This window comes from Brevundimonas sp. (assembly GCF_016463485.1).
GTDB lineage: Bacteria > Pseudomonadota > Alphaproteobacteria > Caulobacterales > Caulobacteraceae > Brevundimonas.
In genome coordinates, this window is the sequence record NZ_JAEMRD010000082.1 from 1 (window position 1) to 15,068 (window position 15,068).

A 15,068-nucleotide genomic window follows, 5' to 3' on the forward strand; every position below is an offset into this window, starting at 1 on the left:
CCTCCACCCCACGCGCCGACCAGCCCGCCACGAAGGCTTCCGGCGTCTCGCGAATGGCTTTAATGTCATGCATGGCGTGGGTCTCCCGTAACGCCCCGCCTTACCGCCCGACACACAGTCGGAGCAACACCCCAACCGACTTCCCTCTCCCATGGGGAGAGGGCTTGAGCGCACGGCGGCGCAGCCGTCGTCCTTGCGCGAAAGGGTGAGGGGCGTGGCGTATCAAGTGAGCCAAAGCTCTGCCTCCCGGTCAGGCCTGAACCCCTCACCCTTTCGCCTGACCGATCGCTGCGCTCCCGGAGGCTCAAGCCCTCTCCCGATGGGAGAGGGACCACGTCCGCTTTTGACGCAGCAGCCTCCCAAATGAACTCCCGCGAGATCGAGACTGCCGATTTTGTTCTTGCTTTGTTCCGTCACCACGCTACCTTCCCCTCATGCCCACCGTTGCAACGAAAGGACGCGGCGCCCGCACCAACGCCACCGGCCGGTACGAACCGGTGGTGCACGAGACCTTCGACGACGGCTGGACGCCCGAAGACGACGCCCCTGCCCCTTTGCGGACCACGCTCACGCCCGAGCACGCCCGCAAGATCATCACCACCAACACCTCGCCCGACATCGGTTTCGACCGCTCGATCAACCCCTACAAAGGCTGCGAACATGGCTGTATCTACTGCTACGCCCGTCCGTCCCATGCCTGGATGGGCCTATCCCCGGGCCTGGATTTCGAGAGCAAACTCTTCTTCAAGCCCGAAGGCCCGCGTCTCCTGGAACAGGAGCTCGCCGCCCGCCGGTACGTCTGCAAGCGCATCCACATAGGCGGCAACACCGACCCCTATCAGCCGGTCGAGCGCGAGCACCGGATCACGCGCGGCCTGCTGGAGGTCATGCGGCGGTTCAGCCAGCCCTTCTCCATCATCACCAAGTCGAACCTGATCACCCGCGATGTGGACATCCTTGGCCCGATGGGCCGCGAGAACCTGGCCCAGGCCTTCGTGTCGATCACGACGCTCGACCGCGACCTCGCGCGCACCATGGAGCCCCGTGCCGCGACCCCGGCCCGCCGACTCGACGCGGTGAAGCGGCTGGCCGATGCGGGCGTCCCCGTCGGCGTCGGCTTCGCCCCCGTCATCCCGGGCCTCAACGACCACGAACTGGAATCCATCCTGGAGGCCGCCGCCAAGGCCGGGGCGACGCGGGCCATGTATGTGACCCTGCGCCTGCCGCTGGAGATCAAGGACCTGTTCCAGGAATGGCTGGCCGACGCCCGGCCGGACCGCGCCGCCCGCGTCATGTCCCTGGTCCGCCAGACGCGCGGGGGCAAGGACTACGACGCCGACTGGTCCCAGCGGATGAAGGGCACCGGCCCCGTCGCCGACCTGATCGCCGTCCGCTTCAAGGCCGCCGTCAAACGCTATGGCCTGGACGGCCCCTTACGCGAGCTCGACGTGACGAGGTTCAAGGTCCCCGCCGACGCCCGCCCCCAACTGGAGCTGTTCGACTGAGGCACAACCGCCTCGTCGGTTCAGCCCAGGGTGACGGTGTGGTTCCAGCCGTGGGGATCGGGCCGTTCGCCCCGCTGGATGCCGGTCAGTTCGGCCCGCAGCGAGGTCGTGACTGGCCCCTCGACGCCACCGCCGACGGCCTGTTCACCGCCGGTCCAGCGGATCTCGCCCACCGCCGCGACCACCGCCGCCGTGCCACAGGCGAAGGCTTCGGTCAGCCGGCCGCTGGCGGCGTCCGCCTTCCAGCTGTCGATGTCATACGGGGCCTCCTCGACCGTCATTCCGCGATCGCGCGCCAGGGTCAGGATCGAGGCGCGCGTGATGCCCGGCAGGATGGTCCCGAGCGGCGGGGTGCGCAGGGTGCCTTCGTCGAACACGAAGAACATGTTCATCCCGCCCAGTTCCTCGACCCAGCGGTGTTCTGCGGCGTCCAGGAAGACGACCTGGTCGCAGCCCTTGGCCACGGCCTGCTGCTGGGCGACCAGGCTGGAGGCATAGTTGCCGCCGCATTTGGCCGCGCCCGTGCCGCCCGGCGCCGCGCGGGTATAGTCGTCCGAAACCCAGAGCTTCACCGGCTTGGCCCCGCCCTTGAAATAGGCGCTGGCCGGGGAGGCGATGACGCAGAACATGTATTCGGTCGCCGCCCGCACGCCCAGAAAGGCCTCATTGGCGAACATGAAGGGGCGCAGATACAGGCTGGAGCCCTCCTGCTCCGGGATCCAGTCGATCTCGGTGCGGACCAGGGCCTCGATCGCACCGATGAACAGGTCGTCGGGCAGGACCGGCATGGCCAGCCGTTCGGCCGAGCGGGCGAAACGCGCCGCGTTCTCCAGCGGACGGAACAGGGTCACGCCATTGCCCGAGCGATAGGCCTTCATCCCCTCGAAGATTTCCTGGGCATAGTGCAGGACGCTGGCCGCCGGATCGATCTGGAACGGCTGGCGCGGCCCGATCTGGGCGTCGTGCCAGCCCTTGGCCTCGGTCCAGCGGATCGTAGCCATATGGTCCGTGAACACCTTGCCGAAGCCGGGATCGATCAGGCGCTTGGCCCGCTCATCGGCTGCGGTCGGCGCGGGATGGGTCAGGAACTTGAACACGGACGATCTCTGGGCAGGCTGGATGGGGAAGTCGGGCGTTCACTAACCCGTATCGGCCGCCGTGTTGAGGGCGTTTGTGACTACCTGCGAAACACCCCGACCAGTTCGACGTGGGCGGACCACAGGAACTGGTCGATCGGCGTCACCGTTTCCAGCCGGAATCCGGCGTCGATCAGGGTCCGGGCGTCACGCGCGAAGGTCACCGGATTGCACGATACCCCGACGACCACGGACGCCTTGGTCCCGACGATCTGGGCCGTCTGGTCGACCGCCCCGGCTCTCGGCGGATCGAAGACGATGGCGTCGCAGCCCTTGAGGTCGAACGGGCTCAGCGGCCGGCGGAACAGGTCGCGCGCCTCGGCCGTGATCTGGCGCAACCCCTTGGCCGAGCCGACCCCCGCCTTCAGCGCCGCGATCCCCGCCGCCGATCCGTCCGCCGCCAGCACCGGGGCCACCGTGGCCAGCGGAAAGGTGAAGGTGCCCGCCCCGCAGAACAGGTCGGCGATCTTTTTCGATCCCTTCACCGCCGCCACCGCCCGCGATGTCATCGCCGCCTCCGCCTCCGGCACCGCCTGCAGGAAGCCCCCCGCCGGCACCGGCACGGTCGCCGGTCCGAACGCGACCAGAGGCTGGCGCGCCATCATCAAGGTGTCCCCCGCCAGGCTCAGCCGGGCCAGATCGGCCGCGTTGGCCGCCCGGATGGCCTGCATCTGACGATCCGCCGACAGCCCGCCCGACTTGCGCTCCACCCCCGTCACATCGACATCCAGGCCGGTCAGGGTCCAGGTGGCGTGCAGGGTCGGGGCCGACTTCGGATGCTCCAGGAAAGCCGCCGCGATCTTCGCCAGCGCCGGAAACGCCGCCACCAGCCGGGGATCGGCCACTGGACACGCCGAAACCTCCACCAGCCTCCACGACTTCCTCGCCTTGAACCCCAGGATGACCCGCCCCTCGGGCGTTCGCCGCGCATGCAGGGCGATCCGCCGCCGCGATCCGGGCGGGGACGCCACCGTCGCCTCGATCTCGGTCTCGATCCCCTCGCGGGCCAGGGCCAGCCGCACCTGCTCCCGCTTCCAGTCCAGGTAAGGCCCCGCCGCCCAGTGCTGCAGCGAACACCCGCCGCAGTCCCCGTAGTGAGGCGACACCGGCGCGATCCGGTCGGGGCTGGCCTCGACCACCTCGACCCGCTCGGCCCTCCCGTCCTTGACCTCAGCCCGCACCCGTTCGCCGGGCAGGGTCAGGGGCGCGAACACGGGCCCGCCGGGCGTCTCGGCGATCCCGTCGCCCTGGGCCCCGATGCGGTCGATCGTCAGCAAATCATCCATGGGGGCCCTCTATCCCACGCGGCCGCCGATGCGAAATGCGCTGAGGCTCAGGCTCAAGCAGCGAGCGACCGCGTCGCGAGCGGTAGCCCTCTTCAAAACCTGAACGAAGATGAACGCGTCGCTCAAAGGCCGTTCAGTTTCGAGGTCGTAAACCCTGACGCAACGGACGAGGTCACCAGCCGTTTTGGCCACAACCTTCGTCTCTCACAGGATCAGACCATGTCCCGACTGTCTCGCTCCATCGCCCTGGCCACCGCCGCCGCTGCGGCCGCCGGCGCGGTCGCCCTGCCCGCCTCCGCCCAGTCCTACTACGGCTCGCCCGCCTATGGTCCCGGCTATCAATCGCAGGGCCATTACAGCCAGCCCGCTTACGGCGACAGCTACCGCTGCGACCGTGAGCGCTCGGGTCGCACTGGGGCAGGTGCCGTGATCGGTGGCGGCCTGGGTGCCGTGGTCGGGTCGCAACTGGCCGCGCGCGGTCGCCGCACCGAAGGCTCGATCCTGGGCGGCGTCCTGGGTGCCGTCGTCGGCGGCAGCGTCGGTCGCGGCTCCAGCGACCGCTGCTACGAGCAGGGTTCCTACAGCTACGGCCAGAACGGCTACAGCCAGGGCGGCTATAGCCAGAACAGCTACGGCTACAGCCAGCCCTCCTCGTCCTACGGTTCGGCCAACGTCTACTACGACCAGAACGGCTATGGCCCCTATTCGGCCAACGACCGCCGCTACGACGATCGCCGTCGTGACGACCGTCGCCGCGATGACCGCTACGACCGAGGCTATGGCGACAACCGCCAGGTCAGCCCGGACGGCCGCTACGTCTATGATTCACAATACGGCTGGGTCCCGCGCTGATCCGCCACGAGATCATGTCATCGATCAGTTTCAGCCCCCCTGTCGGTCGATGATGTGACGGGAGCCGCCGAGGGAGAAATCCCCCGGCGGCTTTCATTTTTCGGGGCGTCGGCACAGCCTCTCCCTCCCCCTGCGGGGGAGGGCAGATCGCGAAGCGATCGGGTGGGGGCGGCAAAGCAAGTCAGCGCCGTCTCGCCTTGCCCTTCCCACCCGGTCTCCGCTTCGCTCCGACCACCCTCCCCCGAGGGGAGGGAGAAGCGCCGCTACCACTTCATCGCCCACAGCAGGAACTCGACATTGCCGTCGCCGCCGGTGACGGGGCTCTGGGTCGTCGCCTGAACCGTCCAGCCGACGCCCTCCAGCCAGTCAGACACCCGCTGGACCGCCGCCGCATGGGCCGCCGGGTCCTTGACCACGCCCTTCTTGCTGTGCCCCTCGGGCCCCGCCGCCTCGAACTGCGGCTTGACCAGGGCGATCAGGTCCGCGCCCGCCTCGGCCAGCCCCAGCGCCGCCGGCAGCACCTTGGCCAGGCCGATGAAGGACGCGTCGCACACAATCAGACCGGGCGCCTGCGGGATCAACTCGGGGCCCAGCGTCCGCGCATCGGTCTGTTCCAGGTTCACTACGCGCGCATCGGCGGCGATACGCGGATGCATCTGGCCCTGCCCCACATCGACGGCGAAGACGATCGCCGCGCCGCGCTCCAGGCAGACCTCGGTGAACCCGCCGGTGGATGCCCCGACATCCAGCACCACCCGGCCTTCGACCGCGACGGGCCACAGGGTCAGGGCGTGATCAAGCTTCAGCGCGCCCCGCCCGACGAAACGGTGGGCGGCCTCGGCGGTGATCTCGGCGTCCTCAAGCACGGGCTGCGCAGGCCGGGTCGCCACGGTGCCACCCACCGTCACCCGCCCCGCCTCGATGGCCGCCTTCGCCTGGGATCGTGTCTCGAACAGGCCCCGCGAGACCAGCAGGTGATCGAGCCTCACCGCAACGTCCTCACCCCAGGGCCTCGAGCCGCGCCAGCGCCGCGACCATCCGCGCCTTGCCTTCCTCGGCCTCGGCCAGCTTGGCGCGCTGTTCGTCGATCACGGAGGGGGCGGCCTTGGCGACGAAGTTCGGATTGCCCAGCTTCTTGTTCACATGGCCGATGTCGCTCTCGAATGCCGCGACCGCCTTGGCCAGACGCACCCGTTCGGCGGCCAGATCGATGATGCCGGCCAGCGACAGGGCCGCCGTCGCCCCGCCCGAGACGAAACTGACCGCCCCGGTCGGCGCGGCCTCGACCGACGCCACCTCCGACACCCGCGCCAAGGTCAGGATCAACGGCCGATGCCGCTCCAGCCGTCCGGCTGTGACCGCATCGGGTGCCACGAAGGCCAGCGGCGGCTTGGCCCCCGGCGGCACGTTCATTTCGGCCCGCAACTGACGCACCTCGGTGACCAGATCGACCAGCCAGCCGATCTCGGCCTCCGCTGCCGGATCGATGAAGCCGTCGTCGAACCGGGGCCAGGCCGCGCCGATCAGCATGGGCTCTTCCCGCGCGGCGCCCTCCCGACCCAGCTCGGCCCACAGCTCCTCGGTGATGAAGGGCATGACGGGGTGCAGCAGCTTCAGCGTCTGGTCCAGGGTCCAGGCCGTCATCGTCCGCGTCTCGGCCTTGGCCGCCTCATCGGTGCCGTTCAGCACCGGCTTGGACAGTTCGACATACCAGTCGCAGAAGACGTTCCACACGAACCGGTAAAGCGCCGACGCCGCATCGTCGAACCGCCCGCCCTCGATGGCCTCGGAGACCTGCCGCTCGCACTTGACCAGTTCGCCGCGGATCCAGCGGTTGATCGTCTGCTGCACGGTCGCGGGATCGAAGCCCTCGACCCGAAGCGCCTCGTTCATCTGGCTGAAGCGGGCGGCGTTCCACAGCTTGGTTCCGAAATTGCGGTAACCCTCGATCCGTTCCTTCGACAGCTTGATGTCGCGTGTGCCCGACAGGATCGCCATGGTGAACCGCAGCGGATCGGCCCCCAGCTCGTCGATGATGACCAGGGGATCGATGACGTTCCCCTTGGACTTGCTCATCTTCTGGCCCTTCTCGTCGCGGACCAGGCCGTTGATGATCACCCGTTTGAACGGCGCCTCGCCGTCCATGAAATGCAGCCCCATCATCATCATCCGGGCCACCCAGAAGAAGATGATGTCCGCCGCCGTGACGAGGTCGCTGGTCGGATAGAACCGCTCCAGATCCTCGGTCTTCTCCGGCCACCCCATGGTCGAGAACGGCCACAGCGCCGACGAGAACCAGGTGTCGAGAACGTCCTCGTCCTGGGTCAGGGCGACGACGGAGTCGTAGTCGTCCATGGCCAGTTCGCGGGCGTCTTCCTCGGTCTCGGCGACATAGATCTCGCCGTTCGGGCCGTACCAGGCCGGGATGCGATGCCCCCACCAGAGCTGACGCGAAATGCACCAGGGCTCGATGTTGCGCAGCCACTCGAAATAGATCTTCTCGTACGACTTCGGCTCGAACACGGTCGCGCCGGTCTCGACGGCCTTGAGCGCCGGTTGCGCCAGCGTATGGGCGTCGACGTACCATTGGTCCGTCAGCCACGGCTCGATGACCACGCCGGACCGGTCGCCGTGCGGGACCACGTGCTTCGTCTTCTCGATCTCCTTCAGCCAGCCCTCCGCCTCGGCCCGCGCGACGATGGCCTTTCGCGCCACGAACCGATCGAGGCCGCGCAGCTCGGCGGGAATGGTGCCGACGACGAACTCGGGCGTCTCAGGATCGAACGGATCCTGGGTCTCGTCCACGCCGGTCGCCGTGTCGGTCCAATCAAGAATGGCCGCGAACTGGTTCAGGATGTTGATCGACGGCAATCCCGCCCGCTTCCCGACCTGAAAGTCGTTGAAATCATGCGCCGGCGTGATCTTCACCGCGCCGGAACCCTTGGTCGGATCAGCATACTCATCCGCGACGATCGGGATGCGCCGACCGACGATGGGCAGGGTCACGAACTTGCCGACCAGCCCCGCATACCGCTCGTCACCCGGATGCACCGCCACCCCGGTATCGCCCAGCATGGTCTCCGGCCGGGTCGTCGCCACGACGATGTAGTCGCGCGTCTCCCATTCCGTCGCCACACCCTCCTCATCGAACGCGACCGGGTGCTCGTACGTCACCCCGTCCGCCAGCGGATAGGCGAAATGCCAGTAGAAGCCGTCGACCTCGCGCTGTTCGACTTCCAGGTCGCTGATCGCCGTCTGGAACTGGGGATCCCAGTTGACCAGCCGCTTGTCGCGATAGATCAGCCCCTCGCGGTGCAGCTGGACGAAGACCTTCCTCACCGCCGCGTTCAGCCCCTCGTCCAAGGTGAACCGCTCGCGCGACCAGTCGCAGGACGCGCCCAGCCGACGCAGCTGCTGCACGATCGTGCCGCCGCTCTCGGCCTTCCAGTCCCAGATCTTCTGCACGAAGGCGTCGCGGCCCATGTCGCGCCGACCGACATTGCCTGCCGCTGCCAGTTGGCGCTCGACCACCATCTGGGTCGCGATCCCCGCATGATCCGTGCCCGGCAGCCACAGCACCGCCTTGCCGCGCATCCGGTGATACCGCGCCAGGATGTCCTGCAGCGTGTTGTTCAGCGCATGGCCGATGTGCAGCGACCCCGTCACGTTCGGTGGCGGGATGACGATCGAATAGGCCTCGGCGGCGCCGTCGGTCTTCGGCGCGAACGCGCCCGACGCCTCCCACTGCGCATACAGGCGGGGTTCGGCGGCCTTGGGGTCGAAGGTTTTCTCGAGCATCGGAGGTATCGTTTTCACAAAAGCAAAGGGCGGCCCCGTCGGAGCCGCCCCTGTTGATCTAGTGGGGGATGAAGCCGAGGGCTAGGTGGCGGACCGGGCGATCCGCTCTACCTCGGCCTTGACCGCCGTCTCGACGATCCCGGGCAGGTTGGCGTCGAGCCAGTCCTTGATCATCGGACGCAGCATCTCGGCGACCATCCCCTCGACGGTCGAACCCGACATGAAAGCCAGATCACCACCGGACGGCGCGGCGGCCGGGGCGGGCTTCTTCAGGCTGGACGCCAGACCGGCGAAGGCCGAGGCGGCGCTGGCGGCGGCGCTTTCGCCGACGAGCGAGTCATAGCTTGGGGTCGGCGCAGGCCTCGGGGCCGGCGCGGGCTCAGGTTCGGGCGAGAAGACGTCGAGGTCGCCGATGCTTTCGGCCTCGGGGGCCTCATAGACGTCCGTCAGTTCCAGCACATCGTCTTCCGGCTCGACCGGTGTGGGCGCAGGCTCCGGCTCGGGCGCGGCCATGAAGGCGACCGGCTCGGGTTCGGGCGTGTAGACCGGCTCAGGCGCGGGCGCGGGGGCCGCAGCCTCGGCCGGAGCGTCGTCCTCGGAGATGATCCGGCGAATCGACGCCAGGATTTCCTCCATCGTCGGTTCCTGGGCGGTCGGATCGGTCATGCGTAACCTCGGGCGAGCCTGGCGGAAAGTGTCCAGGGGCAATCAGCGAACGGCGACGCACGGCACAGCTTGGCCGCAAGTCCCCTTGGTCCTGTCGTCGCATCAACGCCCAACGGAATCAACGGCCGTTTTTCGCGTCTTTGGTTAATGTCCGTGGACCCGCAGGTTCAGGCGGCGGGGGCGGTGCGGATCACGTCGGACTTCAACTGGGTATCGATCGGCGCATCCTCGGCGTCGTTGGCGGGCATGACCGGCGGGGCGGCGATTCGGTCGATGGTCTCCATCACACCGTCCCAGGGCAGGGCCCCCCGGTTGCGCACGGCGTCCGCGTTGGCGACCGGATCGTAGAGTTCGATGTTCGGATCCAGATCGCCGCCCTCCAGCCGGCCCATGGCCGACAGCAGCAGGGCCTGGGCCACATATTCGTTGCGCCGCGCATTGGTCAGCAGGATCTGGGCGTTGCGCAGCTCCAGTTCCTGGTTCAGCACGTCCAGGGTGGTGCGCAGGCCGACCTGGGCCTCCTGGCGCACGCCCTCGGCCGCGACGGTGGCGGCCCGCACGGCTTCCTCGCCCGCCGCCAGGCTGGCGCGGGTCGAGATGACCTGGGCAAAGGACGACGACACATCCTGGAGCACGCCCCGGCGCTCGCCCTCGATACCGATCTGGGCGGCGTTGGCCTGTTCGCGGGCCTGGGCCACGCGCGACTGGTTCAGCCCTCCGGTGAACAGCGGGATCGAGATCGAGGCCCCGGCCTGGAACGCCGTGCGATCGGCCAGGTCGAACCCGTCGGGGCTGCCCGACCCGCCGTAAGACGCCGTCAGCCGCGCCGAGGGCAGATATTCCGCCCGCGCCGCCGCGACCCGGCTCTCGGCGACCCGAAGCTGATATTCGGCGGCCTTGATCGAGGGGTTCTCGGCCAGGCCGGTGCTCAGCGCGACCTCGAAGTCGGACGGAACACCGGGCAGTTGCGGCGGCGTCACCAGCGTCGCCGGGGCCTGGCCGACCACGGCGGCGTATGCGGCGCGCGACACCGACAACTGGGCCTGGGCGTTGGCCAGGTCGGCCTGGGACTGGGCCAGGCGCGATTCGGACTGGGCCACGTCGGTGCGGGTGATCTCACCCACCTCGAAACGGGCATTGGATTCGTCGAGCTGGCGACGCAGCACGGTCAGGTTCTGCTGGCGGATCTGCAGGATCTCGATGTCACGCAGCACGTCGACATAGGCCTGGATCACCGAGGCCAGCACCTGCTGCTCGATCGACCGCAGGTTCTCGCGCCCACCCAGCACGTTCGCCTCGGCCGCCGAGATGGCGTGACCGATACGGCCGCCTGAATACAGGGTCTGCGACAGGCCGATGGAGGCCGATCCCGTGGTCGCCTCGTTGACGCCGTCGGACCCGGGCGAGGCGGGGACATCGTCTATCCCGTCGCCGTTGAAGTCGATGCCGGCGGTCGGAGCGGTCTCGTTGGCCCCAGCATGGACGCGGCTGTAGTTGGCGCTGGCGCTGACGTCGATCTGCGGCCGCAGCCCCGCCCGCGCCTGGGGCACGCTCTCGTCCAGCGCGCGCTGGTTGGCCCGCTGGGCCAGCAGGGTCGGATTGGTGCGATAGGCCAGGGCGATGGCCTCCTGCAGGGTCTCCGCGAAGGCGGGCGCGGCGATCCCCGCCATGACGGCGGCGACGCAGGCCGAGGCGAGCACGGACGAACGTTTCAGCATGACCCTATCCCGATGATCGCGCCGGAGAGGGCGCGCCATAAACTGTTGCAGTCGGCGTAAAGCGCAGGTCGACCGCCCTGCGCCAGTTAAGTTTTATTCACGCGGGCGCCAGAGGGCTCCGTCGCGCCGCCGCTACCTTAAAGTGCGAAAGCCGGCGCGGGCGTCATTTCGGCCACGACCCCCGGGTTGGAATCGAACAGTTCGCGCCGCGACACCCCATCGCGACCCTTGACGTACAGCACCGCCTTGCCGGCCGGTCCCGACCGCTCGACGACCGCCAGACGCCCGCCGACCTTCAGCGCGGCGATCCAGGCCTCGGGCCGCTGGGCCACGCCCACCTCGGACACGATCAGGTCATAGTCGCCGCCGGACGGCTGACCCAGCGACTGCATCACCGTCGCCACGCCCGCCTCGGCCAGACCCTCGCCCACGACGTCCAGCACCGCCTGATCCGAATCCTGGGCTGTCACCGTCAACCCCATGGCCGCCAGAACCGCCGCCGCATAAGGGCCTGCGATGGCCAGCGCCGTCTCGCCGGCGCGCGGCTGAAGCGCCTGCAACAGCTTGGCCACGTCGCGGGCCATCATCAGTTTGCGGTCGCCGGTGATCTCGACCTCGACCTCGGCATAGGCGGCCCAGGCGCGGTCGGGGGCACAGAACTTTTCACGCGCGACGGACAACAGAGCGGCCTGGATGCCCCGGTCGGTGACGTCGTTCACTCGGACCTGCGAATCCACCATCACCTTGCGCGCAGCAGCCGTGTCCACGGGGGCGTTATCCATCTTCGACGGCCTTCGGTGAGAGAATCTTTGAAAATCAGCGCCGCTTATAGGTCCGCGCGTTGCGGCCGACAATCCGATCTGATAGCAACCGCGCCTCGCGAGGCCCAGCCCCGCGAGACTTGGGCCCCTCCGCCGGGGCCCCGGGATTGAGACGGCCTGATGGCGGAGTGGTGACGCAGAGGACTGCAAATCCTTGCACCCGGGTTCGATTCCCGGTCAGGCCTCCAAACCCCTATATCCGCACCATGCGCCTGCGAGTCGTCGATCTGGAAACCACCGGCGGGGATCGGACCTCGGAGATCATCGAGGTCGGGATCGTCGATGTGGTCCAGGGCGCGGACGGAGAGTGGACCCCCCTGCCCCCGGTATCGAAACTGTTCAGGCCGCGCGGCGAGATCTCCTTCCACGCCATGGCCGTGCATCATTTGACGCCAGAGCATTTCTGCGACGCCGATCCCCACTGCGATGAATATGCCCTGCGCGAGATGTTTGCGGCCTGCGGGCCCGCCGACGTCATGGTCGCCCATTCCGCCCGGTTCGAGCGCGGCTTCATCGCCGACACAGCCCATGCTGGCCTGCCCTGGATCTGTACCCTGCGCAGCGCGAAACAGGTCTGGCCCGACGCGCCCGGCCACTCCAACCAGGTGCTGCGCTACTGGCGCGGCCATCGCCACGACCCGGCCCTGGCCGACCCCGCCCACCGCGCGGGTCCCGACGCCTGGGTGACGGCCCACACCCTGATCGACCTGCTGAAGACCGCCTCGATCGAGCAGATGATCGAATGGTCCAACGCCCCGCGCGATGTCGAGACCGTTCCCTTCGGAAAGCACCGCCGCAAGCCCTGGGCCCAGGTACCGGACGACTATCTGCGCTGGATGGCCGGTCAGTCCGACATGGACGCGGATGTCCTCACGGCCGCACGCGCCGAGATCGAACGGCGGTCGCGGGGCTAGATCCGGCTGGGATGGCGGCCGCAGGTTGCGAACCTGGGCTGCCCAACGCGTTGTGCGACAAGGGATTGAGCCGACATAGGGCCCCTTCAGCAAGCCTGGGATGCCACCCGTGCTATGATGGACCTCTCGGTCTTTGACACCTCGTCCTCCGCCGCTCCCGGTAAAGTTCGGACTCTTCGGACTCTATTTTTGAGTCCGGACTCCTCGGACTCTGTTTTTGAGTCCGGACTCCCGGGATGCCATGCGGTGCGAGCCACGCAGGAACCAAGGATGAATCACAGAACATTGTTCGGCGAAGTGCTTTTTGCGCCGTATCCTGATACTGGTGTCTCACCGCCCCTTTGATTGCCCGGCGGCGCGGTCTAAACCCGGTCCACTGAGGGTATTCCGGAGTCGATGGTGAAGGTTGCCGAACGCTGGTTCGTGATGGCGGGCATCGGCCTGCTCGGCGCGATTGCGCTGGCCGGGCTGGTGGTGGCGATCTATGCCGCCTGGCTGTTCCATGACCTGCCCGACGCCTCGGACCTGGCCGACTATCGCCCGCCGACCGCGACGCGGGTCTATGCTGGCGACGGCACCCTGATCGGCGAGTTCTCGGACGAGCGCCGGATCTATGTCACCTATGACCAGATCCCCCAGCCTGTGATCCACGCCTTCCTGGCGGCCGAGGATCGCAACTTCTTCTCCCACGGCGGCATCGACGTGTCGGGCCTGGGCCGGGCGATGTTCAAGAACATCTTCAACGCCGTCGCCGGTCGCCGGCTCGAGGGCGGCTCGACCATCACCCAGCAGGTGGCCAAGAACGTCCTGCTGACCAACGAATCGACCATCGGCCGCAAGCTGAAGGAGGCCATCCTCTCCAGCCGCCTCGAAGCCACCCTGTCGAAACAGCAGATCCTCGAGCTGTATCTGAACGAGATCTTTCTGGGCTACCGCAGCTACGGCGTCGCCTCGGCCGCCTACAACTATTTCGGCAAGTCCCTGGCCCAGCTGACCCCGGACGAGGCCGCCTTCCTGGCCTCCCTGCCCAAGGGTCCGAACAACTACCATCCCAAACGCCACCCCGGTGCCGCCAAGGGCCGTCGCGACTGGGTCCTGGGCGAGATGGACCAGAGCAACTGGCTGGACGGGGCCAACCTGACCGAGCTGCGCGCACGCCCGCTGATTACCCAGGACGCCCCCAAGCGTGCCCAGTACCAGGACGCCGACTTCTTCGTCGAAGAGGCCCGCCGCATCGCCGCCGCCAACCCGGACGTGGGCGCCCAGTTGAACGCCGGCGGCTATTATATGCGGACCACCCTGGACCCCTCGCTCCAGACGGCCGCCCGCGACGCCCTGATGACGGGCCTTGAGAACTACGACCGCCGCCACGGCTGGCGCGGGGCCTGGGGCACGACCGACCTCGCCGACGGCTGGCAGGCCGACGCCCTGAAGAAGACCGCACCGCCCGAACGCCGCGCCTGGGAGGCCGCCGCCGTCACCGCCGCCGCCGGAAGCAACGTCCAGATCGTCACCGCCCGCACCGGCGAGACCGGCAGCCTGATCGGGGCCGACGTGTCCTGGGCCAACGCCACGCGCGGCCTGAAGCGCGGCGACCTCGTCTTCGTCGAGAAGAAGGGCGGCCAGTACGCCCTGAAACAGATCCCCGCCGTCAACGGCGCCCTGGTCGCCATCGAGCCCCAGTCAGGCCGGGTGCTCGCCATGGTCGGCGGCTATTCCTACGCCCTCTCCAGCTTCAACCGCGCGACCCAGGCCGAGCGCCAGCCCGGCTCGGCGTTCAAGCCGATCGTCTATGCCACGGCGCTGGAATCCGGCGACTTCACCCCGGCCTCGATCGTGCTGGACGCCCCGATCAGCTTCGCCGGGGGTGCCAACGGCGGCCGGTGGACGCCCGAGAACTACAGTCGCCAGTACTATGGCCCCCAGACCCTGCGTCGTGGCCTCGAGCTGTCGCGCAACGTCATGACCGTCCGCCTGGCCAATGCCGTCGGCATGAACAAGGTCGTGGAGCTGTCGAAGAAGATGGGCGTCGCCGACAACCTCCAGCCCAACCTGTCGGTGTCCCTGGGCGCCGGCGAGACCACCCCCTATCGCCTGACCGCCGCCTATTCCGCCTTCGTCAACGGGGGCCGCCGCGTCGATCCCTATCTGATCGAGTACATCCAGGACCGGAACGGCGAGACCATCTATCGCGGCGACCGACGCAACTGTCGTGAGTGCGGTCGCGGCTTCTCGGGCCAGGAATCGCCCCGCCTCCAGCCGCGCGGATCCCAGGTCATCGACCCCATCACCGCCTACCAGATCTCGTCGATGCTCGAAGGCGTGGTCCAGCGTGGCACGGCCGCCAGCGCCCGGGGCCTGGGTCGCTGGAT

11 protein-coding genes and 1 tRNA gene are annotated in these 15,068 nt (G+C 68.3%); 5 read left to right on the forward strand and 7 right to left on the reverse strand.

Going from position 1 to position 15,068, the window contains the following annotated elements; all coding sequences use genetic code 11:
- Positions 1–434 precede the first annotated feature (434 nt).
- Positions 435–1,505 carry a PA0069 family radical SAM protein gene (locus JHC99_RS11990; protein ID WP_292154513.1) on the forward strand — a complete coding sequence of 357 codons (1,071 nt, stop codon included), beginning with the start codon at positions 435–437 and terminating at the stop codon, positions 1,503–1,505.
- 20 nt (positions 1,506–1,525) lie between these two features.
- Here JHC99_RS11990 and JHC99_RS11995 read toward each other — a convergent pair whose 3' ends face one another.
- Entirely contained in the window at positions 1,526–2,602 is a 1,077-nt protein-coding gene (locus JHC99_RS11995) for a branched-chain amino acid aminotransferase (RefSeq protein ID WP_292154515.1), read from the reverse strand.
- A gap of 80 nt (positions 2,603–2,682) precedes the next feature.
- Positions 2,683–3,927, reverse strand: coding sequence for a class I SAM-dependent RNA methyltransferase (locus JHC99_RS12000; RefSeq protein WP_292154517.1), 1,245 nt, complete (start codon positions 3,925–3,927; stop codon positions 2,683–2,685).
- 219 nt (positions 3,928–4,146) lie between these two features.
- On the opposite strand from JHC99_RS12000, the gene JHC99_RS12005 reads away from it, so the two are divergent.
- Entirely contained in the window at positions 4,147–4,779 is a 633-nt protein-coding gene (locus tag JHC99_RS12005) for a glycine zipper 2TM domain-containing protein (protein WP_292154519.1), read from the forward strand.
- Positions 4,780–5,042: 263 nt separating this feature from the next.
- Here the strand turns inward: JHC99_RS12005 and JHC99_RS12010 are convergent, their stop codons facing one another.
- The 5 genes from JHC99_RS12010 to JHC99_RS12030 form a co-directional block, all read right to left on the reverse strand.
- Positions 5,043–5,768, reverse strand: a complete 726-nt coding sequence (locus JHC99_RS12010) for a TlyA family RNA methyltransferase (protein ID WP_292154521.1) — start codon at positions 5,766–5,768, stop codon at positions 5,043–5,045.
- A 10-nt stretch (positions 5,769–5,778) separates the two neighbouring features.
- Positions 5,779–8,577 carry a valine--tRNA ligase gene (locus JHC99_RS12015; RefSeq protein WP_292154523.1) on the reverse strand — a complete coding sequence of 933 codons (2,799 nt, stop codon included), beginning with the start codon at positions 8,575–8,577 and terminating at the stop codon, positions 5,779–5,781.
- 81 nt (positions 8,578–8,658) lie between these two features.
- Positions 8,659–9,243 carry a DUF2497 domain-containing protein gene (locus JHC99_RS12020; RefSeq protein ID WP_292154525.1) on the reverse strand — a complete coding sequence of 195 codons (585 nt, stop codon included), beginning with the start codon at positions 9,241–9,243 and terminating at the stop codon, positions 8,659–8,661.
- 167 nt (positions 9,244–9,410) lie between these two features.
- Positions 9,411–10,961: a TolC family outer membrane protein gene (locus JHC99_RS12025; RefSeq protein ID WP_292154527.1), complete on the reverse strand. Its 1,551-nt coding sequence runs from the start codon at positions 10,959–10,961 to the stop codon at positions 9,411–9,413.
- A gap of 137 nt (positions 10,962–11,098) precedes the next feature.
- Positions 11,099–11,743, reverse strand: a complete 645-nt coding sequence (locus tag JHC99_RS12030; RefSeq protein ID WP_292154528.1) for a protein-L-isoaspartate O-methyltransferase — start codon at positions 11,741–11,743, stop codon at positions 11,099–11,101.
- A gap of 153 nt (positions 11,744–11,896) precedes the next feature.
- On the opposite strand from JHC99_RS12030, the gene JHC99_RS12035 reads away from it, so the two are divergent.
- From JHC99_RS12035 to JHC99_RS12045, 3 genes are all read left to right on the forward strand, one after another.
- Positions 11,897–11,970: transfer RNA gene (locus JHC99_RS12035), tRNA-Cys, on the forward strand.
- An 18-nt stretch (positions 11,971–11,988) separates the two neighbouring features.
- The gene (locus JHC99_RS12040) at positions 11,989–12,696 is read left to right on the forward strand and encodes an exonuclease domain-containing protein (protein WP_292154530.1); all 708 of its coding nucleotides are present in this window, start codon (positions 11,989–11,991) and stop codon (positions 12,694–12,696) included.
- 396 nt (positions 12,697–13,092) lie between these two features.
- Positions 13,093–15,068: transglycosylase domain-containing protein (locus JHC99_RS12045; protein WP_292154532.1), on the forward strand; the 1,976-nt coding region annotated here is incomplete at its 3' end.